Source organism: Streptomyces sp. NPDC048192, assembly GCF_043202415.1.
Classification (GTDB): Bacteria; Actinomycetota; Actinomycetes; order Streptomycetales; family Streptomycetaceae; genus Streptomyces.
The window spans coordinates 251,927-275,169 of sequence record NZ_JBIDAL010000010.1 but is presented as its reverse complement, the minus strand read 5'-3'; the positions used below and the strand labels follow the sequence as shown (position 1 = coordinate 275,169).

General features: G+C 74.5%; 15 protein-coding genes and 4 tRNA genes. 11 read left to right on the top strand and 8 right to left on the bottom strand.

Annotated elements, in window-relative coordinates:
• Nucleotides 1-245 precede the first annotated feature (245 nt).
• Together ACGFZN_RS23455 and ACGFZN_RS23450 are read left to right on the top strand one after the other, a co-directional pair.
• Nucleotides 246-1,691 (top strand): acyl-CoA synthetase, encoded by a 1,446-nt coding sequence (locus tag ACGFZN_RS23455; RefSeq protein WP_393860410.1) that lies wholly within the window; start codon nucleotides 246-248, stop codon nucleotides 1,689-1,691.
• The gene (locus ACGFZN_RS23450; protein WP_393860409.1) at nucleotides 1,684-3,021 is read left to right on the top strand and encodes a carboxyl transferase domain-containing protein; all 1,338 of its coding nucleotides are present in this window, start codon (nucleotides 1,684-1,686) and stop codon (nucleotides 3,019-3,021) included. The genes ACGFZN_RS23455 and ACGFZN_RS23450 overlap by 8 nt, the downstream gene beginning before the upstream one ends.
• Here ACGFZN_RS23450 and ACGFZN_RS23445 read toward each other — a convergent pair.
• Complete coding sequence (locus ACGFZN_RS23445; RefSeq protein ID WP_393860408.1) at nucleotides 3,018-6,689, bottom strand: S8 family serine peptidase; 3,672 nt, start codon at nucleotides 6,687-6,689, stop codon at nucleotides 3,018-3,020. The genes ACGFZN_RS23450 and ACGFZN_RS23445 overlap by 4 nt on opposite strands.
• 221 nt (nucleotides 6,690-6,910) lie before the next feature.
• On the opposite strand from ACGFZN_RS23445, the gene ACGFZN_RS23440 reads away from it, so the two are divergent.
• The 5 genes from ACGFZN_RS23440 (at nucleotide 6,911) to ACGFZN_RS23420 (ending at nucleotide 14,525) form a co-directional block, all read left to right on the top strand.
• Complete coding sequence (locus ACGFZN_RS23440; protein ID WP_393860407.1) at nucleotides 6,911-7,300, top strand: CU044_2847 family protein; 390 nt, start codon at nucleotides 6,911-6,913, stop codon at nucleotides 7,298-7,300.
• Entirely contained in the window at nucleotides 7,297-8,982 is a 1,686-nt protein-coding gene (locus ACGFZN_RS23435) for a trypsin-like peptidase domain-containing protein (RefSeq protein ID WP_393860406.1), read from the top strand. Before ACGFZN_RS23440 ends, ACGFZN_RS23435 begins: the two co-directional genes overlap by 4 nt.
• A 25-nt stretch (nucleotides 8,983-9,007) precedes the next feature.
• Nucleotides 9,008-10,021, top strand: a complete 1,014-nt coding sequence (locus tag ACGFZN_RS23430) for an AAA family ATPase (RefSeq protein WP_393860405.1) — start codon at nucleotides 9,008-9,010, stop codon at nucleotides 10,019-10,021.
• Nucleotides 10,011-13,226, top strand: coding sequence for an SAV_2336 N-terminal domain-related protein (locus tag ACGFZN_RS23425; protein ID WP_393860404.1), 3,216 nt, complete (start codon nucleotides 10,011-10,013; stop codon nucleotides 13,224-13,226). Before ACGFZN_RS23430 ends, ACGFZN_RS23425 begins: the two co-directional genes overlap by 11 nt.
• 261 nt (nucleotides 13,227-13,487) lie before the next feature.
• Nucleotides 13,488-14,525, top strand: coding sequence for a rod shape-determining protein (locus ACGFZN_RS23420; protein WP_393860403.1), 1,038 nt, complete (start codon nucleotides 13,488-13,490; stop codon nucleotides 14,523-14,525).
• Between the two features lie 47 nt (nucleotides 14,526-14,572).
• Here ACGFZN_RS23420 and ACGFZN_RS23415 read toward each other — a convergent pair whose 3' ends face one another.
• The 3 genes from ACGFZN_RS23415 to ACGFZN_RS23405 form a co-directional block, all read right to left on the bottom strand.
• Entirely contained in the window at nucleotides 14,573-15,538 is a 966-nt protein-coding gene (locus ACGFZN_RS23415) for an anti-sigma factor RsbA family regulatory protein (protein ID WP_393860402.1), read from the bottom strand.
• Between the two features lie 443 nt (nucleotides 15,539-15,981).
• Nucleotides 15,982-17,241 carry a SpoIIE family protein phosphatase gene (locus ACGFZN_RS23410; protein ID WP_393860401.1) on the bottom strand — a complete coding sequence of 420 codons (1,260 nt, stop codon included), beginning with the start codon at nucleotides 17,239-17,241 and terminating at the stop codon, nucleotides 15,982-15,984.
• Between the two features lie 182 nt (nucleotides 17,242-17,423).
• Nucleotides 17,424-17,491 (bottom strand) — tRNA-Ile (locus ACGFZN_RS23405).
• A 457-nt stretch (nucleotides 17,492-17,948) separates the two neighbouring features.
• Here ACGFZN_RS23405 and ACGFZN_RS23400 point away from each other — a divergent pair.
• Both ACGFZN_RS23400 and ACGFZN_RS23395 read left to right on the top strand, forming a co-directional pair.
• Nucleotides 17,949-18,206: a type II toxin-antitoxin system VapB family antitoxin gene (locus tag ACGFZN_RS23400; RefSeq protein ID WP_132783601.1), complete on the top strand. Its 258-nt coding sequence runs from the start codon at nucleotides 17,949-17,951 to the stop codon at nucleotides 18,204-18,206.
• Nucleotides 18,203-18,616: a PIN domain nuclease gene (locus ACGFZN_RS23395; protein WP_393860400.1), complete on the top strand. Its 414-nt coding sequence runs from the start codon at nucleotides 18,203-18,205 to the stop codon at nucleotides 18,614-18,616. Before ACGFZN_RS23400 ends, ACGFZN_RS23395 begins: the two co-directional genes overlap by 4 nt.
• A gap of 11 nt (nucleotides 18,617-18,627) precedes the next feature.
• Here the strand turns inward: ACGFZN_RS23395 and ACGFZN_RS23390 are convergent, their stop codons facing one another.
• The 4 genes from ACGFZN_RS23390 to ACGFZN_RS23375 all read right to left on the bottom strand — a co-directional run bounded on the left by ACGFZN_RS23390 (nucleotide 18,628) and on the right by ACGFZN_RS23375 (nucleotide 21,169).
• Nucleotides 18,628-20,310: an SWIM zinc finger domain-containing protein gene (locus tag ACGFZN_RS23390; protein ID WP_393860399.1), complete on the bottom strand. Its 1,683-nt coding sequence runs from the start codon at nucleotides 20,308-20,310 to the stop codon at nucleotides 18,628-18,630.
• Nucleotides 20,311-20,768: 458 nt separating this feature from the next.
• Nucleotides 20,769-20,842, bottom strand: a tRNA-Ile gene (locus ACGFZN_RS23385).
• Nucleotides 20,843-21,017: 175 nt separating this feature from the next.
• A tRNA-Asn gene (locus tag ACGFZN_RS23380) sits at nucleotides 21,018-21,090 on the bottom strand.
• 6 nt (nucleotides 21,091-21,096) lie between these two features.
• Nucleotides 21,097-21,169: transfer RNA gene (locus ACGFZN_RS23375), tRNA-Asn, on the bottom strand.
• A gap of 160 nt (nucleotides 21,170-21,329) precedes the next feature.
• Here ACGFZN_RS23375 and ACGFZN_RS23370 point away from each other — a divergent pair.
• On the top strand, nucleotides 21,330-21,635 hold the full coding sequence (locus tag ACGFZN_RS23370; protein ID WP_393860398.1) for a YtxH domain-containing protein: 306 nt from the start codon (nucleotides 21,330-21,332) through the stop codon (nucleotides 21,633-21,635).
• 38 nt (nucleotides 21,636-21,673) lie between these two features.
• Nucleotides 21,674-23,113, top strand: coding sequence for an FGGY family carbohydrate kinase (locus tag ACGFZN_RS23365; RefSeq protein WP_393860397.1), 1,440 nt, complete (start codon nucleotides 21,674-21,676; stop codon nucleotides 23,111-23,113).
• Nucleotides 23,114-23,243 lie beyond the last annotated feature (130 nt).

The following is a 23,243-nucleotide window of genomic DNA, read 5'->3' as shown; positions in this document are numbered from 1 at the left end:
CTGCACCGGCGTCGACGGACTACGGCGTCACTGCGCGGCCGACGGCACTGCGGTTCCCCAGGGGCGCGGGGCTGTGTCGATATGCGGCTCCGCCGCGCGGGCTCGACCAGCCCACCACCCGCCCGCGGCCGCCGGCGCCCGGGACTGGCAGACGGGTGGGCGCCCGCTCAGCCATGCGGTCGTCGGTACCAGGCGTCTGGTGTAGGAAGGTGGCAACGGTCGACCCACAGTAAGGAGTGCGCCGCGTGTCCTCCCTCTTCCCCGCTCTCACGGACGGTCCTGACGACCGGATCGCCCTGCGGTTCGGTGAGCGGTCCCTGACGTACGGCGCGCTGGCCGGGGCCGCCGGCGCGCTCGCCGCCCGGCTGCGCGGCGCCGGCCGCGTGGCCGTGTGGGCCGCCAACGAGCTGGAGACCGCCGTCGCCGTGACCGGCGTGCTGCTCGCCGGCGCCGCCGCGGTGCCGCTGAACCCGAAGTCGGGCGGGAAGGAACTCGCGCACATCGTCTCCGACAGCGCGCCCGCGCTGGTGCTGGCCGCGCCGGGTGCCGAACTTCCCGGCGTCGTGGGCGAGTTGGAGCGGCTGGACGTCGACGCGTCCGCGTCCGGCGCGGTACCCGAGGACACCTCATCCGACGAGGACCCGGCGCTGGTCGTCTACACCTCCGGCACCACCGGCCCGCCCAAGGGCGCGGTGCTGCCCCGGCGGGCCGTCGCCACCACCCTGGACGCGCTCGCCGACGCCTGGCAGTGGACGGCGGACGACGTGCTGGTGCACGGGCTGCCGCTGTTCCATGTGCACGGGCTCGTGCTGGGCACCCTCGGCCCGCTGCGGCGCGGCGGCAGCGTCCGGCACCTGGGCCGGTTCTCCACCGAGGGCGTGGCGCGGGAGCTGAACGCGGGCGCGACCATGCTGTTCGGGGTGCCGACGATGTACCACCGCGTCGCCGAGGCCCTGCCCCGGGACCCGGAGCTGGCCAAGGCGCTGGCGGGGGCCCGGCTGCTGGTCTCCGGCTCGGCCGCGCTGCCCGTCCACGACCACGAGCGGATCGCCGCGGCGACCGGCCGCCGGGTGATCGAGCGGTACGGCATGACGGAGACCCTCATGAACACGAGCGTGCGGGCCGACGGGGAGCCCCGCGCGGGCACCGTGGGGGTGCCGCTGCCCGGTGTGGAGCTGCGGCTCGTGGAGGAGGACGGCACGCCGATCACGGCGTGGGACGGGGAGAGCGTCGGCGAGATCCAGGTGCGCGGTACCAACCTGTTCACCGGGTACCTGAACCGGCCCGAGGCCACGGCCGCCGCCTTCACCGCCGACGGGTTCTTCCGCACCGGCGACATGGCCGTGCGCGAACCCGACGGATACGTGCGGATCGTCGGGCGCAAGGCCACGGACCTGATCAAGAGCGGCGGCTACAAGATCGGGGCCGGTGAGATCGAGAACGCGCTGCTGGAGCATCCGGCGGTGCGCGAGGCCGCGGTCACCGGGGAGCCGGACCCGGACCTGGGCGAGCGGATCGTGGCCTGGATCGTCCCGGCCGACCCGCAGGCGCCGCCCGCCGCCGAGGAGCTGGCGGACCATGTGGCCGGCCGGCTCGCCCCGCACAAGCGCCCCCGCGTCGTCCGCTACCTGGACGCCCTTCCCCGCAACGACATGGGGAAGATCATGAAGCGGGCGCTGGCCGATGCCTGAGCGGCACTCCGCCCGGGAGATCGTGGCCCTCGTCGCCGACGAGTCGGCCTTCACCGAACTCCCCTGCCCCACAAGCGAACCGAAGCCGGACGGCCCTCTCGGCTGGCCGGGCTACGACGCCTCGCGGACCCGCGCCGCCGAGCGCACCGGCGAGGAGGAGTCCGTCGTCTGCGGCACCGCGCGCGTCGGCGGCACCCGCGCCGTGCTGATCGCCTTCGAGTTCGGCTTCCTCGGCGGCTCCCTGGGCGAGCGCACCGGCGACCGGCTTCAAGCGGCGTACCACCACGCCCGCGCCCACCGGCTCCCGGTCGTGCCGCTGGTCGCCACCGGAGGCAGCCGGATGCAGGAGGGCATGCTCGCCCTCGGCCAGCTGCAGCGGGTGGCCCGCGAGTCGGCGCTCACCCGGGAGGCGGGCCTGCCGCAGATCGCGGTGCTGCGCGATCCCACGACCGGCGGCGGCTGGGCCACCCTCGGCGCCGGAGCCGATGTGATCCTCGCCCTGCCGGGCGCCCAGGTGGGCTTCGCGGGCTCCCGGGTCCGGCCGGCCGGCGCGGATCCGGCCGCGTACACGGCGGAGGCGCAGGTGGCGGCGGGCTCGGTCGACGCGGTGGTGCCGCCCGGGGAGCTGCGCGAGACCCTGGGCCGGTGGCTGCGGCTGCTCACCACCCCGGCCCGGGAGGCCCCGGCGCCGGCCGCCCTCGGCGCCCCGGACCTGCCCGCCACCGGCTGGGAGGCGGTCCGCCGCGCCCGCTCCCCCGAACGCCCCCGCGCCCGCGCCTACCTGGACGCCTACTTCAGCCGGACGGTGTCGCTCACCGGTGACCGGTGCGGGGGTGCGGACCCCGAGGGCATGCTGTGCGGGTTCGGCGAGCGGGACGGCCGTACCGTGGCCTACGCGGCCCAGACCGGCACGGCGACCCGGCCCGCCGGGTACCGCACGGCCGCCCGGCTGATCCGGCTCGCGGACCGGCTCGACATCCCGGTGCTGACGCTGGTGGACACCCCCGGCGCCGCCAACGACGCCGAGGCGGAGCGGCAGGCGGCCGGGGCCGCGATCGCGGAGCTGTTCTGCGCGGTGGCCACGGCCCGGGTCCCGGTCACCACGCTCGTCATCGGCGAGGGCGGCTCCGGCGGAGCGCTCGCGCTGGCCGCGCCGGGCAACACCTGGGCCACGCCGGACAGTTACTTCTCGGTGATCGCCCCGGAACTGGCGGCCGCCATACTCAAACGCCCGGAGGACGAGGTGGAGGCGACCGCCGAACAGCTGCGCATCCGGCCGCAGGACCTGGTGGAGCTGGGGGTGATCCGGGGCGTGGTGCCACCCGGCTAGCGCACGGCCACCCCCCGGACGATCTCCTGCGTCACCGAACCCCCCTTGTCGTCGTGGGCGAAGGCCCGCAGCGAGACGGAGGCGGCGCCGCGCGGCACCCTCAGCGTGCCGTGCCAGGAGGCGTGCGCGCCGGTCAGCGGGACGGACGTCCAGGTGCCGCCGCCGTCGTACGACACCTCCAGCCGGCCCCCGCCCAGCGTGCCCGTGTCCCGCGCCCCGGCCACGTACGACGCGCTGAGCCCCACCGGGATCCGCGAGCCCCCGCGGACCGCGCCCGCGAGGTCGGTGCCGATGTCGTACGCGAGGTTGATCAGCGGCAGGGTGGTCCAGTGGTCCTCCGGTGTCGCGGCCGAGCGGAACGTCCACTCCGAGTGGCCCCGGGTGGCCGCCGGCCAGCGTGCCGGGTCCAGCGCGGTGTCGGTGACGGCCTTGTAGGTGTGCGCGTCGGCCGGGGCGTCCCACACGTACGCGGCGGAGCCCGTGCCCCGGCCGACGAGTGTGCCGTCGAGGTAGACGGCGGTGGTCTGGGTCATGCCGCTGTCGGCGCTCCACACGTCGCCGAACCCGGTGTGGTCCGGCCCGGAGTCCCCCCAGCCGGGGGTGTTCAGCTGGATCTGGTCGCCGGAGCGTTGCTGCCCCCAGCCGAGCCCGGTGCCGAGCCAGGGGTGCCACACCGGAGCGAACCAGTTCAGCACCGGACGGGAACCGCCCTCGTAGCGGACGAGGCCGCTGCGTTCCTCCAGGGTGCCGTCGCCGACCGTGACGGACTCGTGCCAGAGCTGGCCGGGGCCGGTGGAGACGTAGTCGGTGCGCTCGGCGGGCAGGCGGACGCGTTCCTGGAAGCCGAGGCCGACCGGGAAGGCGTCGGTGAGGGAGTAGCGGAACTCGCCGCCGTCCGCCGGGCGGCCGGCGTGGAACCGCACGTGCAGCGCGGCCAGTCGGCGCTTTCCCGGGGCGTAGGTGAGATCCCGGTCCGGGACCGCGCCCCGGTGGCCCTGCGACAGGTCGTACACGTACGGCGAGTCGGCGGTGCCGGTCATGCCGACCGACCGCATCGCCCGCAGCCGGGCCGCGTCGGCGGCGTTCACCGTGGCGATCTGCAGCGGCCGGTCGGCGTTGTCGTCGGTGCCCCACCAGGCCGTCAGCCGGCCGGGCGCGTCGTCCGTCACGAACAGCGCCCGGACGCCCGCGTCCTGCGCGGCCCGGGCGAGCGCGGCCGGGTCGGCGCCGTCGGCGAGGTGGGCGAGGACCGCCTTGCCCGAGACCCCGGTGAAGGGTCCGTCGCCGACGTCGGCCAGCGGCAGCCGGGTACGGCCCTCGATCAGCGTGCCGCCCGGCTGCACGGTCGCCTCGCCGATCCCCTTCACCGCCAGCTCCGGCTCGGCCAGCCGCCACACCGTGCGGTACTCGAAGGAGCCCTGGGTGACGCGCGCGGTGGGCGCGGCGAAGACGCTGTCGTAGGCGAGGGGCACCTGCACCGCGCCGAAGAGGTCGGCGCCGTTCGCCTGCCGGTCGTACTCCATGAGGAGCTGGTGGGTCTCGGTGCGCCGGTCCACCTCGGCCCTGACCTCGCGCAGGCTGCGGCCGTCGAGGGTGACGTCCTGGTCGTGGTCGAGGGTGATCTCGGGGGCGCTGAGGAAGCCGAGGCCGAGGGAGTCGGCGCCGTGGCTGCCGTGCACGTCGAGGAAGGTGGCGAGGGCGTAGGCGCCGGGCTTGAGGCGCAGCCGCAGTGTGCCGGAGTCGCCGACCCGGGCCTGCTGGGCGTCCTCGCCCGCCGCGAGCCGCTGCACGGTGAGGTCGGCCGGTGCGGGCGCGCCCGCGCGGTCCTTGACGTGGACGGTGAGCGTGTACCGCTCGTCCTCCTTGACCAGCCCGAACACGGTGTGCGCGACCGTGTTCCCGGCCGGGTCGGCGGCGACGACCTGCCCGCTGGTCTCGCCGGCCGGCGCCCTGGACGCGTCGCCGGTGACCGTGGTGGAGGCGGTGCCGTGGGCCGGGACGGTGAGGGAGGTGCCGGCGAGGGTGGCGACGCCGTCCGGGGCGCCTCGCACGGACAGCTTCAACTCGACCGGCTCGGCCGAGGAGTTGGTGTAGGTGAGGGTGCGGGTGACGGGATGGTCGGTGTCGTACGGCCAGCGGTGGAAGCCTAGGTCGGCGCTGCCGGTGGCGGTGACGGACGCGTGCACGGCGTCGGGGACGCTCACCCGGCCCGCGCCCAGCTGGTACACGGACGCGTCGACCTGCTTCGAGGTGGACATCAGCGCGTCCTTCAGCTGCGCGCCGGTCCAGTCGGGGTGCTGCTGGGCGAGGAGCGCGGCGACCCCGGCGACGTGCGGGGTCGCCATGGACGTGCCGCTCATCGAGGTGTAGTAGCCGCTGCCGTCGGTGAGCTGGGAGCGGGCGGCGAGGATGTCGACGCCGGGAGCCGCGATGTCCGGCTTGAGGGCGTCGTCGCCGTAGCGGGGTCCGGCGCTGGTGAAGTAGGCGGCCTGGTCGGCGGAGTCGACGGCGCCGACGGTGAGGGCCGCGTCGGCGGCGCCCGGCGAGCCGATGGAGGAGGGGGCACCGGTGTTCCCGGCGGCGACGACGAACAGCGCCCCGGTCTCCTTCGACAGGGTGTTCACGGCCTCGGCCATCGGGTCGGTGCCGTCGCTCGGCTCGGTCGAGCCGAGGCTCATGGAGACGATCCGGGCGTGCACCTCGCGTGCCGCCCACTCCATCCCGGCGATGATCTGGGACTCGCTGCCCGAGCCCTGGTCGTCCAGCACCTTGCCGACGGCGAGGGCGGCCTCGGGCGCGACGCCCTTCTCGGTGCCGCCGGAGGCGGCTCCGCTGCCGCCGACGGTGGAGGCGACGTGGGTGCCGTGCCCGTCGCGGTCGGCGACGTCCTCGCCGTCGACGAAGCTCCTGCTGGTGGTGACCCTGTCCTCGAGGTCGGGGTGGCTCAGGTCGGCGCCGGTGTCGAGGACCGCGACGGTGACGCCCTTGCCGGTGAGCCCCGCGTCCCAGGCGGCCCGGGTGCCGATCTGGGTGTTGCTCTCGGCCATGTCCGCCTTCACCGTGCCGTCCAGCCACACCTTGGCGACGCCGTCGTGATGGGTGAACGACCGCCAGAAGGTGCGCCCCTTGCCGGCCTCGACGGCGGCCCCGCGCAGGCTGGACAGGTTCCGGGCGCGTGCGGTGCCGGCCGGGGTGGCGGCCCGCGCGCCCTTGGCGTAGGCCACGATCAGCGGGGTCGCGTCCGTCCTGGCGTCGGTGAGCCCCTGCCGGATCAGCCCGCTCACGTCGAACAGCCGCCGGTCCAGCGTCCCGGCCCGCAGATACGGCAGCGCCTCGTCCGGTACGACGCTGATGTCGCCGTCGCTGCGCTGGGTGCGTACGGCCCCGGTGGCTCCCTCGGGCCGCCGCACGGTGACCGTCTTCTTCCCGTGCCCCAGGTCGGTGACGGTCACCTTGTCGCCGGTGACGAGGGTGACGGTGACGGCCCCGGCGGCCGTACCGGCCGGTGCGGGGGCCGTGGTGTGCGGGGCCGGGGCCGGGGCCGCCGCCGCTGCCGGTCCGGCCGGCAGCAGGGCGCCCACCAGCCCCGCCACCGCCACGACCGCCCGGCGTGCGGCTCCCGGGCCGGGTCCGACCGGCCCGCTGGGTCCGACTGGTCCTCTGGTCATCCACGCCTCTTCTCGTCGGTGTGTCTGTCCGAGTGGCTCGCGTGCTGGGACGAGTGTCATGTGCCGTCTGTTGCACGGGTGTTGACCGTCGGCGGCGGAAACGCGCCCTGGCGGCTTCCCGCCAGATGCGCCGACCCTGCCGACGCGTATCCGAGACACCGTCAGCACCCGTCCCGCACAATGGACGTGCCGTTGGACCGAGCGCGGGGGCGATGAACACCATGGGCAGACTGCTGGAGTTCACCACGGACGACGGCGCGGTGGTCGTCGTGGAGAGCGTGGAGCCCGGGACCGGGACCCGCCTGGTCGGCCGCGGCGACGGCGGCCCGGCGGCCCAGGCGTCCCGCACCTTCGAGGGCGCCCTGGACGGGGTGCGCTCGGCGGCCCAGTCCGCGCTGCGGGTGTTCCGCGACGGCAGCCTGCGCCCCGACTCGGTGGAGCTGGAGTTCGGGGTGAAGCTGACCGCGGAGGCCGGCGCGGTCATCGCCAAGGGCACGGCCGAGGGACAGCTGGTGGTACGCCTGGGCTGGACGGCGCCGCACCCGGCCACCGCACCGCCGGCCGCGCCCGCCGCACCGGCCGCCGTCCCGGAGCCGACGACCCGCTCATGACGGGCGCTTCCTGGCATGCCCGGATCGAGTGCCGGGGCACGGTGGCGGGAGCGGGTTTCCTGGTGGGCCCCCGCACGGTGCTGACCTGCGCGCACGTCGTCCACCACAGCGAACCGGGCACGCTGACGGTGTCGTTCCCGAACCGGCCGGACGTCACCGGGGTGCCCGCGACCGTGGCCGTGCACGGCGGCTGGGCGGGCGGCGCCACCGACCCCGGCGACCTCGCCGTGCTGGAACTGGCCCGGCCGGTGCCGCAGAGCCCGGCGCGCTTCGCCCCCGTGGACGCCGAACGGGCCCTGGCGGGGGTGGCGCTGGAGGCGTACGGCTTCCCGGACGGTTACGAGGAGGGGCAGCTCGCGTGGTACCGCGCCCGGTCCGCCACGCGCATCGCCGGCGAGTGGGTCCAGCTGGAGGCCGTGACCGGGCACGGGCAGCCGCTGACGCACGGCTTCAGCGGCGCCGCCGCGGCCCTGCCGGACGGGCGGGTGGTCGGCATGGTCGCCCAGATGGCGGGCGAGCCCGGGGTGCTGGTCGCGCGGATGCTGCCCACCGAGGTGCTGGCCCGCCACTGGCCGGCGCTGGCCGGGCTGCTGCCGGACGGCGCGGGCGCCGGGGATCCGGCACGGCGGCTGCACGCCCTGGTGGACAGGGCCGAGGACACCGGGCTGGTGTGCTCCCCGGACCAGCTGTTCGTGGACGCCGTCGGCGACTTCGGGCCGCCCCTGCCGCCGGGCGGCTTCCCCTCCCTGCGGGCGGCGGCGGGCTACGTGCAGTGCGAGGTCGGGGAACCCGCCGAGGCGCTCACCCGGTTCGCGGACCGGCTCACGGAACTGCTCGACGGGCCCGCACCGGCCGCACCCGCGCCCTCCGCCGGGTCCGCGCCGGCCGCGTGGGCGCCCATCCTGATCGAGGTCGACCACAGCGGCGCCGGCCCCGACCAGATCACGGTCGCGGTGTCGGCGTACCGCGACGGACGGCGGCGGCCGGTGGGCACGGCCCGGCTGCCGCGCGCCCGGATGCAGGCGTACATCCAGCGGGGCATCGACCGGGCCTTCGCAGAACTCGCCTTCGGCGCCGACGAGTTGCTCACCTTCACGCTGCCCCGCGATCTGCTGGACCTGCCGGTGGCGCACTGGGCGTGCAGCGCCGAGGACCCCACCCCGCTGGGCTGCGCCCACCCCGTGGTCGTCACCGACCGCTCCCGGCACCGCAGCGCCCGGCTGCGTCACCAGCTCGGCAAGAAGTGGCAGCAGCTGGCGGCGGGCGGCGCCCCGGTCCTGCACCGGGTGGACTGCGGCACCCCGTCCCTGGGCCTGCGCAAACGGCTGCGCGAGCAGGAGGCGGGACTGGCCGGGTTCGCCGCCCCGCCCGGCGCCGTGCCCGAGCACTTCGAGGCGGGCCTGAACATGCCCGTGCCCGTTCTGCTGTGGCCGCGGCAGGGCTGCCCCGGCGCCGCCGGGCACACCGCGCCGTGCCCCGGTACGGCGTTCCTGGACGCCCTCGCCCGGCGCGTGGAGGGCGTCCCCCCGGCCGAACTGCCCCGGCACATCCAGCTGTTGCGGGAGGAGGCCGCGGCCGAGGAGGAGCCCGAGCGGCACTGGGCGCGCGACGTCCAGCTGCTGTGGGACGACCCGCGCTGCTTCCCCGAGCCCCCCGCCAGCCTGCACACCCCCGTGGCCTGAGCCACCGAGAGAAGGACCGCCCGCCATGCCCCTGTGGCCCGTGTACACCGGCACGAAGGAGCCGCACGACGGCATCGCCGCGCTGCCCCCGCCGCCGCCCTGGCGCGCCTTCGACGGCGGCCCCCCGCTGGACACGCCGGAGGACGCCGCCGACTCCGCGGCCACCTCACCGGACCGCACGCACCGCGCGCGGACCTACCGGGCCACCCCGGAGACCGTCGAACTGGTCAACGCGGCGCTGTACCTGCGCCGCCCGCTGCTCGTCACCGGCCCGCCCGGCACCGGCAAGTCCTCGCTGGCCTACGCGGTGGCCCGCGAGCTGCGGCTGGGCCCGGTGCTGCGCTGGAACATCACCAGCCGCAGCACGCTGCACGACGGCCTGTACCAGTACGACCCCTTGTCCCGCCTGTACGCGGCCCGGCACAGCGCGCCCGGCCCGGCCCCGGAGTCCGGCGTGGAGGACCACCTGCGGCTCGGCCCGCTCGGCACGGCCCTGCTGCCGTACACCCGCCCCCGGGCGCTGCTCGTCGACGAGATCGACAAGGGCGACCTGGACCTGCCCAACGACCTGCTGAACGTGCTGGAGGAGGGCCGGTACGAGATCCCCGAACTGGTGCGTGTGGCCCGGCACGTGCCCAAGGCGCGGGTGATGGCCGACGGCACCCACGACCGGGTCCCGGTCGAACGCGGCCGGGTCCGCTGCCGCGCCTTCCCGTTCGTCGTGCTGACCAGCAACGGCGAGCGCGAGTTCCCGCCCGCGTTCCTGCGCCGGTGTGTGACGCTGCGGCTGCGGCAGCCGGACGAGGAGCAGCTCGCGGACATCGTCCGCGCCCACTTCGACGGCGAACCGGACGCCTACGCGCAGACGCTGATCAGCCGCTTCCTGTCCCGGGTGGACGGCGGCGACCTGGCCACCGACCAGCTGCTCAACGCCATCTATCTGGCCCGTTCCGCCGATCTGCCCGACGGTTCCCTGGACGGGCTGGCCCGGCGGCTGATGCCCTACCTCGGCGAGGGCCGGCAGCCGGATGCCCGCTGACCGTCCCCGGGACCCGCTCGCCCGCCTGGCCGCCGCCCTGGCCGAGGCGGCGGGCGGCCTGGCCGCGACCCCGCTGGAAGTGGCAGAACTGCTCTGGCTGGCACGGCAGATGGAGCCGCCGCCCGCCGGGGAGCCGGCCGCACCCGCGCCGGCCGCCCCACCGCCGCCGGAGCCGGCCACCCCACCGGGGCGGCGGCCACCCGTGCCCGCCGCCCGGCAGCCGCCCGTGCCGCCGGTCCACGCGGCCCACCGGCCCCCGCCGCCGGAGCCCGCCCGCACCGGGCCCGCCGACGAGCCGCGCACCCCGCTGCACCTGCCCGCACCGGCGCCGGGCCCGCCCGGCCCGTACGCCGCGCTGCTCGCGCCCGCACCGCCGATGCTGCGCCACCCGCTGGAACTGCAACGCGCGCTGCGCCCGCTGAAACGGCACACCGACGCGCCCTCGGGTCACCGGCTCGACGAGCACGCCACCGCCGACCGCATCGCCCGTCTCGGCGCCGCCCCCGAGTGGTGGCTGCCGGTGCTCCGCCCCGCCGAGGAGCGCTGGCTGCGCCTGAACCTGGTGCGGGACACGGGCCCGACGATGCCCGTCTGGCGGCCCCTGATCCGTGAACTGCACGCCGCCGTCGCCCAGTCGGGCGTCTTCCGCACGGTGAGCCCGATCCGGCTCACCCCCGACGGCACGGTGCGGCCTGCGGGCACGCACGCCCCGGCCGACGGACGCACGGTGACCCTCGTGATCAGCGACTGCATGGGCCCGCAGTGGCGGCCGGGCCCGGCGGGCGACCGGTGGGAGGCGACCCTGCGCCGCTGGTGCCGCCGGATGCCCGTCGCGGTCGTCCAGCCGCTGCCCGAGCACCTGTGGCGGGACACCGCCCTGCCCGCCGTGGCGGGCGTGCTGACCGCGCCGTTCCCGGCGGCACCGGCGGCGGCGCTGACGTTCGCGCCGTACGACGGCGATCCGGCGCGGTTCGCGGCGCCCGGCGCGGTCGCGCTGCCCGTCCTGGAGGCCGCACCGCGCTGGCTGGCGAACTGGGCGGCCCTGCTGGCGTCGGCCGGCGGCAGCGGGTTCCCCGGCTCGGCCGCGCCGCTGGGCGACCACCCGGACCCCGGCGGCCGCACCGACCTCGGCCGGCTCTCCGCCGAGGAACTGGTCCTGCGGTTCCGCGGCACCGCCTCCCCGGAGGCGGTCCGGCTGGCCGCCCATCTGGCCGTCGGCCGCCCCGACCTGCCGGTGATGCGGCTGGTGCAGCGCGCGGTCGAGCCCGACCCGCGCCCGCAGCACCTGGCCGAGGTCGTCCTCAGCGGTCTGCTCACCACCTCCCCCGGACCGCCGGGCAGCTACGCCTTCCGGCCCGGCGTCCGGGACCTGCTGCTGCGCGGCCTGCCCCGCTCGTCCCGCAACCGCACGGCCGACCTGCTCGCCCGCACCGGCGGGCTGATCGAGGAGCGGGCCGGGTCGGCCCCCGGCGAGTTCCGCGCGGTGACCCCCGCGCCCGGCGCCCGTGACGGCGCCGCGCCGGACGGGGAACCGTTCGCGACGGTACGACGGGACGGCCTGCGCAGATTGACCGGGAGCGGCGCGCTGCCGATGCCCGCGGGACTGGGCGGCCGGTACCGGCTGCTGCGGCGGATGAGCCCGAGCGGCTCCCTGTGGCTGGCGCAGGACGAGGCGGCCGACCGGAGGGTGGTGCTGCGGCTGCGCCGGCCGTTCACCGACCCCGTACGGCGGGCGGCGTTCCTGCGCGAGACGGAGGCCCTCAAGGCCCTGGACCACCCGAACGTCGTCACCGTCCACGACTTCGGCATCGAGGACGACATCCCGTACGTCGTCATGGAACACCTGGACGGCATCCCGCTGAACGCCCTGGCGGGATCCAACGGCTACCGCCTCCCGGCGCCGCTGACGGTGTCGATCGGGGCTCAGCTCGCGCGGGCGTTGCTGGCGGCCCATGCGGCGTCCGTCCAGCACGGCGCCCTCGACATGACCCGCGTCCTGCTGCTGCCGGACGGCACGGTGAAGTTGAGCCTCTTCGAACCGGCACCGGTGTGGGAGCCGGCCCAGGACCTGCGGGACCTGTGCGAGGTGATGCTGCACCTGGCCGCCGGCACCTCGCGGCTGCGGCAGCCGATCGAGGCACAAGAGCTCCGCCACCTGCCCGAGCCGCTGCGCGGCCCCTACGCGCGCGCCCTCGGCCTGCTGGCGGCGCCCCGGCCGCAGTCCCGGACAAGCGGGGCGCAGCAGCTCCTGGACCCGGAACTGGGCCAGTGGGCACAGGCGAGTTACGGCCGTCGGCGCTTCTACTACCTCCTGGGCCCGTTGACCGTCGATCTGGCCGAGGGGACGCCGGAGTTCGACCCGTTGTCGCGGGCGCTGCTCGCCCTGCTGCTGCTCCGGCACGGCCGCAAGGTGAGCCGTGACGAGTTGCGGGCCGGTCTGTGGCGTCCGGCCGAGGAACCCGGGGACGCCGGGACGGTCCTCGCCCGCCTGGCGTCCGGCCTGCGACAGGCGCTCGGGCCCGGTGTGCTGGCGACGTCTCCCGACGGCTACGCCTTGCACACCAGTGTCGACTACGTGGACCTCCTGCACTGTGAGGAACTGGAGCGAGCAGCCACCGCCCTGGCGGTGCAGGGCTCCCTCGGGGAGGCGCGTGAACGCCTGGCCACGGCTCTGAGCCTGTGGCGAAGCGCAGGCCCCCTCGCGGACGTCCCCGGACCCGCCGCCCGCACCGCCCGCACCCGCCTCCTCCACCTGAGCCACACCCTGTATCGCAAGCGGGCCGAACTCGATCTCGAACTCGGTGAGTTCCAGCGCGCGGCGACGGACCTCGGCGAACTCCTGCACGCCTACCCGGCCCGTGCGGACTACCGCCGTCTGCTGCTGCTCGCGCTGCAACGGCTCGGCCGCACCGAGGAGGCCCTGGAGGTGTTCGAGGAGTACGAGGAGTCCGGCGGCGACGATCCCGTCCTTCTGGCCCTCGGCCACGAACTGCGCCGCGACCACGCCGACGACACCGGGCCGGTCGACCCGGAGCAGCCTCCCGGGAGCGCCCCGTCCGGCGCGTTCACGCGGGGCCCCGACGACCTCCCCCTGGGCTCCTTCCCCACCGAGGACGATCTGCCCTCCCTGCTGTACGGCCCCGAGGACACACCGGACGACGGTTCCCCGCCGCAGGACGGCACGCCGGAGGACGGGCCGCCGTAGGAGGACGTCCCCGCGCCGGAGGACGGGCGGCCGTACGAGGACCTGCCCGCGGTGAGGCACAGGGCCCCGGCCTTCTACCTCTGCTGCGTGCCGCGCAGAGCCTGTGACACGCCCGGGGCCGCGAAGTACCCCCGTTCGGCGGCACCCCGCCCGGCCCCCTCCAGAAGGCGCCCGCCCCCGGGCCCCGCGCACGATGCAGGGAGAGGAGACACCCGCCGACCGGGCGGGCGCCCACGCCCCGCGTACTCGGGAGGATCCGCCGTGACCGTCAGTCTGGAGCAGTTGCGCCGCTGCCACTTCGCCGTCGACCTGGGCGCGGCCCGCACCCGGGTGTACGTGAAGGGTGCCGGTCTCGTCGTCGACCAGCCCTCCGCCGCCGCCGTGAACACCCGGACCGGCGCGCTCATAGCGGTGGGCGAGTTCGCGGAGCAGATGACGGGCCGGACGCCGGCCTACATCCGGGTCGTACGGCCCATCTCCGGCGGCACGGTGGTGGACATCGAGATGGCCCAGCGCATGCTGCGGCAGCTGCTCGGCGACAGGACGCGCCGTCAGCTGCGGCGCAATCTGCGGCTGCGCGCGGCGGCCTGCACCCCGCACGACGCCGATCCGCTGGCCCAGCGGGCGACCATAGAGACGCTGGTGGGGCTGGGCGCGAAGCGGGTGGAGCTGGTGGACACGCTGATCGCCGCGGCCGTCGGCTGCGGGCTGCCCGTGGAGCGCCCCGAAGCCACCATGATCATGGTGTGCGGGGCCGCCGCCACCCAGGTGGCCGTCCTCTCCCTCGGCTCCATCGTCACCGCCGAGCGGATCCCGGTGGGCGGCGAGGCCGTCGACCACGCGATCGTGCAGTTGCTGCGGCACGAGCACGAGCTGATGCTGCCCAGCCAGGCGGTACGGCCGCTGCAGGTCGCCCTGTCGGGCACCGGGCTGACCCCGCAGGGCCCGGAGATGACCGAGATCCACGGCCGGGACGTGGCCACCGGGCTCGCGCGCAGCGTGCAGGTCGACACCGCTGCCGTACGCGAGGCCATCCAGACGCCGCTGACCGCGGTCCTCGACGGCATCGGCAAGGTGCTGCGCGAGTGCCCGCCCGACCTGGTCGCCGACCTCGCCGACCGCGGGATCACGATGGTCGGCGGTTCGGCGCTGCTGCCCGGCTTCGACCAGATGCTGCGGGAGGCCACCGGCATGCCGGTGCACATCGCCGAGCGCCCCGACGTCTGCGCGGCCCAGGGCCTCGGCGCGATGCTGGAGGGCCGGATCGAGCCGCTGGTCCTCAACCCCCTGGCGGCGTAGGTCCGTTCGCCGGGCTTCCTCGTTCGGCCCCATGTGCCCGGCGCGGGTCACAGAGCCACGTAGCACCGGACCGTCGTCCCACCGTCCCCCGTGTGGACCCGGACCAGGTCGGCCACCAGGTTGACCAGCAGCAGCCCGCGCCCGCCCGGCCGGTGCGGAGGGGCCGGGCGGCGGCCGGCCAGGGGATCGGCGAGCCTGCCCCCGTCACGCACCTCGCACAGCACATGCCCGGCCTCGGCCCACACCGTGACCTCCCCCGAACCGCCGCCGTGGACCACGCTGTTGGTGGTCAGCTCGGCGGTGATCAGCGACAGGTTCTCCAGGGCCCTGCCGGCCAGGCCCAGCCGTTCCCCGTGCCCGGTGACCAGATGGCGTACGTCGGGCAGGCCGTCCTCGTCGAAGGCGGCGGTGAGCACGCCCGGTCCGGCGCCGGGAGCGGGGGGCAGCGGCGTGTTGTAGCGGGCGACGACGGCCCCGGGGTCGTAGGCCCCGCTGCCCCGTTGCGGGCCGGGGCCTGCGGGGATGACGACCGGGTGGGTGGCGTGGGCGTCGGCGAGGGCGCGCTCGTCCAGACGGGAGGTGTCGTACGGGCACAGGATGGTGACCTCGCGGCCCTGGAAGGCGGCGTTGATCAGCGCCTCGTGCTGGGCGCAGGCCGGGTACTCGGCGGGGCTGCGGCCGGCCCAGACGGGCTCGCCGATGATGTGGACGCGCCGGCCGGGCGGCTGGGCGTCGGCGAAGGCGCGCAGCACGCCGGGGATGATCCGCCCGGGGTTGCGCCCGGCCTCCCGCATGTCCAGGAACCGTACGGCCTCGCCGTCGGACCCGAGCGCGTCCTGGATCAGCCGCAGGTTCTCCCCCGGCACGGCGACGGCGACGGGCGCGCCGGCCGCCAGCGCCTCGCGCACGAAGGGGACGGTGCCGGCGAGGTACTCCTCCCTGTCGCGGTAGAACAGCGCGGGATGCACGAACGGCCCGGCCGGCCCGGCGAACGCGCCGGTCGTCTCAGTCATGCCACCGACGCCCCGATCCCCGGACGCCCGGACCGCGGCGGCCGTGCGCCGGTCCCGGCCAATCTCCCCTGTTCTCCCGTTCGCACGAAGAAAAGGTGTGCCCCGAATGCGCCTCGTCTCACTCCTCCGGCACCACAACCGGGCGCGGCGGCACAGCCGTACCGGCGCGGAGACCCTCGCCGGACTCAGTACGGCAGGATGCGTCCGGACGGTGTCCTGCGGTCGATCTCCTGCCCGCGCGGGGCGGCGGGGCGCCGGCTGACGCGTACCCGGATGCGGCGGTCCATGACGCCCTCCCTCTGCCGAAACGGCCCGGCGATCGACGCCGGTAGGAGGTCCGTGCCCAGGACGCGGGCCGTTCAAGCATGTACGGGTCAACCAGAGCGCGGGGCGATCGAGAGGGCGAGGCGTGATCACCGTGTCGGCCTTCGCCCTGGGGGCCCTCAGTACGGCCGGGTCGTGCGGTCCATGCGGACGACGACGATGGCGATGTCGTCGTCGGCGCCACTGGCGAGGCCGAGGCGGGCGAGGAGGGCGTCGGCGAGATGTTCCGCGCCGAACTCGGTGCAGGTGGCGAGCGTGGAGGTCAGCCGCGCCAGACCGGCGTCGATGTCCTCACCGCGGCGTTCGATCAGGCCGTCGGTGTAGAGGATGAGCGTGTCGCCGGAGGCGTAGGCCGCGTTGGCCTGGGGGCGGGGGACGTGGTCGGGGCGGGCGCCCAGCGGTGGGTCGGTGGCCTGGTCGAGCAGGTCGCAGGAGCCGTCCGGGTGCAGCAGGACGTGCGGGGGGTGGCCGGCGCTGCTGTAGATGAGCAGGTGGCTGTGACAGTCGACGAGCACCTGGACGGCGGTGGCGGCCAGTGCCCCTTCGACCGAGCGTGCGTAGAGCCCCAGGACCTCCAGCGCCTGGGCGGGGCCGTGGACGGTGCGGGTTGCGGCGCTCAGCGCGCTGCGGAGCCTGCCCATGACGGTGGCGGCCGTCAGCCCGTGGCCGACCACGTCGCCGACCGTGACGGCGAAGCGGTCCCCGGGCAGGTCGACCGCGTCGTACCAGTCGCCGCACACGTTGAGCGATCCGGTCGCGGGCAGGTAGCGCACGGCGATGTTCGGGTGCCGCGCGAGGTCCGGGGAGTGGAGCATGGCTTCCTGCAGGGCGACCGCGATGCGCCGTTCACGGGCGTGGGCCTGCCGCAACTCCTCGTTCAGCTCCTGCAGTTGCCGCGCCCGGGCGTACAGCTCGGCTTCCATGGCCGCTTCCCGGCCGGGGCTGACCGGCGGCAGGTGCGCCGTGCGGCGGGCGTGGACGACGTCGGTCATGTCCTCGGACCGGTGGATGATCCAGGCGACCTTCCCGTCCGGGCCGATGACGGGGACGTTGATCGCGGTCCACCACCGTTCCTTGAACACCTCGGGGCTGCCGGGGACCGGGATGTCGTACTTCTGCAACGCCATGTGATCGGTCTGGCCGCAGGCCAGCACCCGGTGCAAGGAGGCCTTGAGCGTGTCCACCCCGTCGGCCTCCGGGTCGGCGGGGTTGTCCGGGAACATGTCGAAGAGGTACTGCCCGAGCAGCTCGGCCCGGCTCCGTCCGGTCGCCTCGCAGAACGCCCGGTTGGCATCGGCGATCACCAGGTCCGTGCCGAGCACGAGGCACGGGCTCGGAAGGGCGGCGAACACCCCTGGGTAGTCGATGTTCGGTGTCACAGGCGTTCCTGCTGGTAGCTCTCCCCTCAATCTACGGAAGCTCCGGCTCCGGCGCCCGCCGAGCCGGTCATGGCGGCCTGGATTCTGGTCCGGGGGAGTGAAGGAGGGCCGCCACGCTGGTGTGGCGGCCCTCATTCCTACGTTTCCGCAGATAGAAACGCTTCTGCACCTGTGGTGCCCGGTGGGGCGGGTGGGACTCGAACCCACGGCCGACGGATTATGAGTCCTTTTCGGTCTTCCGATCCGTCCCGGCTCTTGCCTCCTCCGCCGGCGAGGCCCTGCCGCGGCGCTGGACACGCGGTGAGATGGCCACGGCGCCGTCACCGCCCCCGCTCACTGGCCGAGGTCGGCCAACAGGTCGTCGAGTACCGCATCCTCCTCGATGCGCACGCCGAGGGACCACGGCGGGTGCCTGCGCGGCGGGTACCGAGCGAGGTGACACAGGATCAGGACCACGGGTTCGCCTGCGTCCGTCGACCAGTCGAGAGCGAGGGTGTGGGCCGAGAGCGAGACGGTGGAGGAGGGGGGCGTCCTTGAGGAGCCCGGCCGCGGCCCATGCCTCGCGACGCCACTCGGCTGCGGCAGCCCCGGTCGACATTCCTTGCGCCGGGCTGCTGCCAGGCCCCCTCGCAACGGGCAACACCCACCATCGAACATACTGGATCATGTATATTGATATATAGCCGCGTATACACATGGAGGCGCCCATGAGCCGCACCGTGATCGATCTCGACGACGAGGCACTGGAGGCCGCTGCCAAGGAACTCGGCACCACGACCAAGCGCGACACCATCAACACCGCCCTTCGGGAGGTCACCGCCCGCTACCGGCGACTGCGCGCTCTCGGAGAAGCCCGCGAACTGGTCGCGGAGGGCGCCCTCGACATGGATGTCCTCCTCCACAAGAGCAAGTACCGGCCCACCGGCGGGCCGGACGGTGTTCGCGATGCAGGAGCGGATGAGTGACCGTCGCCGACTACCTGATCGACACCTCCGCCGTCGCCCGCGTCCTCCTCGGCCGGACGACGGCCGAGTGGGACGACAGGATCGGCGCGGGGCTCGTCGCCCTGTGCGACATCACCGAACTGGAAGTCCTCTATTCCGCACGCTCGGCGGCGGACCGGGAACGTGTGAAGCGCACGCTGAACGCCCACTACACCTGGTGCCCCATGCCCGACGGCATCTACCGACGCGCACGCGTCATCCAGGAACTGCTCACCGTCAAGGGCGAGCATCGCAGTGCAGGCCCCGTCGACCTGCTGGTCGCCGCTGCGGCGGAGGAGGCGGGGCTGACGCTGCTCCACTACGACCGCGACTTCGAAACGATCGCCCGTGCGACCGGACAGCCAGTACGGATGATCGATCTCAAGGACTGATCGCACTCCATTCACAGCCCGTAGCGGTCGAGGATGCTCATCAGCTTCCGCCTGCGCTTCAGTTCCGTCCGCAGGCCGGTGAGATACGCGGTGAACGCCTCCTCGGTCCCCAGCGCGCGATGGCAGTCGCGAGCACCCAGCAGCAGCCGTGCCAGGTGCTCGTATGCGCGGTCGCCGGTCGGCTCCTTCAGCCGCTCGACCAGCCGCAGGTATACCGCGAGCGCCTCGGACGGACGCGTCCCGCGCGACAGGTCGGCGAGTCGCTCCCACTGCTGGTCGTCGGCCCGGCCGGCCGCCTCCCGCCAGGCGGCGTCCAGGTCGCCGTCGTCGAACAGTGCGTCGATCAGAACGGTCCCGCCGTACCAACCGCCGCGCTCACGGCGGGCGTCCTCTTCCAGGGCGGCCAGCGCGGATGCTCGCTCGTCCTCCCAGCACTCCGCCGCCCGGGCGGCAGCGCGCAGCTGCCGGTAGGCGGCCAGGGACCGCTCGACACGGAACCGGGCCCGGCGCATCCCGACCACATCCGCCGACCGCTCCGCCTTCACGTACCGGGCGCACACGTAGTCGGCCAGGCGGCCATCGATGTGCGTCTCGGCGGCGCAGTCCCGCAGTCCGCGCTCCGCCCAGGCCAGCGCCTCGTCTGCGCGGCCCGCCGATTCCAGCTCCTCAGCGATGTGCAGATGCGTGGCACCGGACGGGTCGAGGTCCTGTGCATACAGGGCGACCAGCGCGTCGACGTCACCCTCCGCCTTGACCAGACGTTCCATCAGATACCGCTCCGCCCAGCCGGACGGGCTGCGCCGCCGCGCCTCGGTCGCCAGCTGCCGCATGCGGGCCAGCCCGCTCGGCCCCAGCACCTCGGTGTAGTCGAGCGGATCCAGATCCGTCACCTCACTGTCATCGCCGAGTACGTGGCCGACCAGCCACTCGGCCAGCCGCTCCGGGTCGGTGCGCGCGGCTCCGCATGCTTCCAGATGGGCCGCGGCCACCGCGGCCGCGGCCTCCCCGACCACGCCGTCGGAGTCGTCGATCTCCCGATAGGCCTCCCCCAGCAGCCGGATCGCCTCCTCGGCCAGGCCGACCGCGTGCGCCGCTCGCCCGTCGGCGCTCAGGGCGCGCAGTGCGGCCGCCGCCTCTGCCACCTGCCGCGCATACCCGGGGGCCTCGGCGTACTCGACATATCCGTAGCGGGCGAAGGGGCGCGGATCGATCAGGGTCATGATCCGGTCCCGGAGCGTACCGAGGTCGGAGTGAGCGGCGGCGGCCCGCAACTCCAGTCGCCTGCGCAGCCGTCGGTCCTCGGCGATCTGCTCCCGCACCAGCGCCAGGAGTTCGTCACGTGACAGCGCCGTGAGCCACGCTTCCAGCCCGGAGGCGCGCGCCTGTGCAACTGCCCGCTGGTGCGGGATCGTCTTCGCCAGCCGCAGCAGGGTCAACCCCACGGCCACACAGTGCTTGCAGAAGTTGCCCTCCTGCCCGTAGGGGCAGTCACACCATCCCGAGAGCCCGTCGTCCCCGCCGAGGGTGAGCTCCACCTCGTAGACATCCGTACCGTGCACCACGGCGGTGACCGAGCCCTCCCCCACCTCCAGACCGCTCACCGCGTCCAGGTACCCCAGCCCCCGCTCGAACGACCGAGCCCCCGCAAGCGCCCGCAGATCGTCCTCGTCGAACCCCACCACTTTCCGTGCCACGCCCGCCATTCAACCGCGAGGCGGCAGGTGCGGAATGCGTTCCCCTGCCCCCCGTTCGGCCCCGGCCTCGATCTCGCCTGTGTGTTCCCGTTTCGCGGGTCAGACGGGTAGCCGCTGTCGAGCCCTCGCTCCAGCCGAGGGGGCAATCCCGAAGCCAATGGACACGGTCGCAGTACCGGTGAGCCGAGATCAGCGATACGCCGCGCCAAGAGCTGCGGCGCCCCGGCGTGCGGAAGAGGCGACAGAGAGCCGAGGCCTCGCTCGACACTTTCCCTCCACGGCACCGATCAGGTGATACGGCCGATTTCTCCTATGACTCGTATGTCGCCCGCACCGTGTCCCCTGTGTGTCCCCTGGATCTTGGTCTGAGGGAGTGAAGGAGGGCCGCCACGCTGGCGTGGCGGCCCTCCGTCATACGTTTCTGCAGGTAGAAACGCTTCTGCGCGTGCAGTGCCCGGTGGGGCGGGTGGGACTCGAACCCACGGCCGACGGATTATGAGTCCGCTGCTCTAACCGGCTGAGCTACCGCCCCATAACGGCGTGTCGCGTACATGTGTGCGCGCCGTCTGCCGCAGCATAGCCGCTCATACGATCTCCTGCTTCGGAAGACCGGCTTCCGCGCTGCTCATGACCTTGAGGACAACAGCGCAGGCACGGCGGTTCCCGCGGGCATGAAAAAGGACCCCCAAGGGGTCCTCTTCACCGCGCTCCCCCGACTGGACTCGAACCAGTAACCTGCCGGTTAACAGCCGGCTGCTCTGCCAATTGAGCTACGGAGGACCGAAGCTCCCCCGACTGGACTCGAACCAGTAACCTGCCGGTTAACAGCCGGCTGCTCTGCCAATTGAGCTACGGAGGATCGCCTCGACTGCATCGAACGTAGCTCCTTGGGTATTCGCCAGGGGGCGGGCGCTCGCTGCGACACATACATTAGCGCAAGCAGGGGGGTGCTCCGCCAATCGGTTCCCCTCGGCGCCCCACGTCGCACCGCAGTCCTGGACAAGGGAAGGGTGGCAGCCATGCGCTACCGGCTCACGTTCGTCGCCGGACTGGCCCTCGGTTACGTACTCGGCACGAGGGCCGGACGCGAGCGGTACGAGCAGTTGAAGAAGTCCGCTCAGCGGATCGCGCAGAACCCCGCCGTGCGCAACACCGCCGAGACCGCCGCCCAGCAGGGCCGGCAGTACGCGGGCAAGGCCTTCCACACGGTCGGCCACAAGGTCGGCGACCGGGTTCCCGAGAGCGTGGCCCAGCGCGTCAGGTCCCTGCGGGACCGGAGCCTGAACGGCACGCCCGAGGACGACTGGGGCACCAGCGACACGTAGGCGACGAGCATCCCCGCCGATGCTGCAAAATTCGGTGCATGGGGATAGTCGCCGGCTTGGACAGCGCACCGGACTTCACACGCATCGTGGTCTGTGACACGGACACCGGTGCCGTACTACGGCAGGGGTACGCCCCGCACCCGGTCGAGGGCCGGCCCAGCGACGTGGATCCGCAGGCGTGGCTGCTCTCCCTCGGCGAGGCGGCCGGCGGCGGGCTGCTGGAGGGCGTGCAGGCCATCGGCGTGTCGGCCCAGCAGAACGCGCTGATCCCGCTGGACGCGCAGGGCAGCACCGTGCGCCCGGCGATGGCCGGCGGGGACAAGCGGGCGCAGGTCGCGGCGGCCGACCTCGTCGACGCGCTCGGCGGCCGGGAGGCCTGGGCGCAGGCCGTGGGGTGCGTGCCCTCCGCCGCGCAGCCGGTCACCAAGCTGCGCTGGCTCGCCAAGAACGAGCCGGAGAACGCCCGCAGGACCGCCGTACTGCTCCAGGCGCACGACTGGCTGGTCTGGCAGCTGCTGGGCCGGCCGGTGCGCAGGACCACCGACCGCGGTGGCGCCTCCGGGACCGGGTACTGGTCGGCCGCCACCGGCGCGTACCGGCCGGATCTGGTCGAGCTGGCGCTCGGGCACCAGGCGATGCTGCCGGAGGTGATCGGCCCGTCGGACGCGGCCGGTACGACTCCGGAGGGGCTGCTGATCTCCGCCGGGACCGGGGAGACCATGGCCGCCGCGTTCGGGCTCGGGATCGGGCTGGGGGACGCCGTCGTCTCGCTCGGGGCGTCCGGGTCCGTGATGGCCGTGCATCCCGAGGCGCTCGCCGACCAGTCCGGGATGATCACCTCGCTCGCCGACGCCACCGGCATGCACCTGCCGGTCGTCACCACCCTCAACGCCGTACGGACCCTGCGCGGGACCGCCGAACTCCTCGGGCTGCCGGACCTGGAGAGCCTGTCGGAGCTGGCGATGAAGTCCACGCCGGGGGCCCACGGGCTGGTGCTGCTGCCCTACCTGGAGGGCGAGCGGACGCCGAACCTGCCGCACACCGCGGGGACCCTCGCGGGGCTCAGGCGGGAGTCGATGAAGCCCGAGCATCTGGCGCGGGCCGCGTTCGAGGGCATGCTGTGCGGGCTCGGCGACGCGCTGGACGTGCTGCGCGGGCGGGGCGTGGACGTGCGGCGGATCTTCCTGCTGGGCCCGGCCGCCGAGCTGCCCGCCGTGCAGGCCTCGGCGCCCTCGCTGTTCGGCGCGCAGGTCGTCGTGCCGCAGCCGGCCGACTACGCGGCGATCGGCGCGGCCCGGCAGGCGGCCTGGGCGCTCGGCGTGTCGCAGGGCGCCCTCGACCCGCGCACCCCGCCGGCCTGGCAGGGCGCGGCGGCGCAGGTGCTGGAGCCGGGCGACGAGCTGGCCGTGGGGCAGGCGGTACGGCAGCAGTTCACGGCGGTACGCGAACAGACCCACCCGGGCGCGTTCCACGCCTGACCCCGGCACGGGCGGCCGTCCCGTACCGCCGACGGCTCGATGCGGCCCGTCCTCCGGTTAATCGGTTGAGGTAACGCGGGTGGAGTGTCGGACGATAGGGGCCAAGGACACCTCACCAGCTCCCGCCCGC

Excerpts from the sequence above, each read along its gene's own strand:
- ACGFZN_RS23450 (WP_393860409.1), top strand. The coding sequence starts at position 1,684 with ATGCCTGAGCGGCACTCCGCCCGGGAGATCGTGGCCCTCGTCGCCGAC.
- ACGFZN_RS23425 (WP_393860404.1), top strand. The coding sequence starts at position 10,011 with ATGCCCGCTGACCGTCCCCGGGACCCGCTCGCCCGCCTGGCCGCCGCC.
- ACGFZN_RS23430 (WP_393860405.1), top strand. The coding sequence starts at position 9,008 with ATGCCCCTGTGGCCCGTGTACACCGGCACGAAGGAGCCGCACGACGGC.
- ACGFZN_RS23435 (WP_393860406.1), top strand. The coding sequence starts at position 7,297 with ATGACGGGCGCTTCCTGGCATGCCCGGATCGAGTGCCGGGGCACGGTG.
- ACGFZN_RS23445 (WP_393860408.1), bottom strand. The coding sequence starts at position 6,689 with ATGACCAGAGGACCAGTCGGACCCAGCGGGCCGGTCGGACCCGGCCCG.
- ACGFZN_RS23400 (WP_132783601.1), top strand. The coding sequence starts at position 17,949 with ATGAGCCGCACCGTGATCGATCTCGACGACGAGGCACTGGAGGCCGCT.
- ACGFZN_RS23415 (WP_393860402.1), bottom strand. The coding sequence starts at position 15,538 with ATGACTGAGACGACCGGCGCGTTCGCCGGGCCGGCCGGGCCGTTCGTG.
- ACGFZN_RS23365 (WP_393860397.1), top strand. The coding sequence starts at position 21,674 with ATGGGGATAGTCGCCGGCTTGGACAGCGCACCGGACTTCACACGCATC.
- ACGFZN_RS23370 (WP_393860398.1), top strand. The coding sequence starts at position 21,330 with ATGCGCTACCGGCTCACGTTCGTCGCCGGACTGGCCCTCGGTTACGTA.
- ACGFZN_RS23440 (WP_393860407.1), top strand. The coding sequence starts at position 6,911 with ATGGGCAGACTGCTGGAGTTCACCACGGACGACGGCGCGGTGGTCGTC.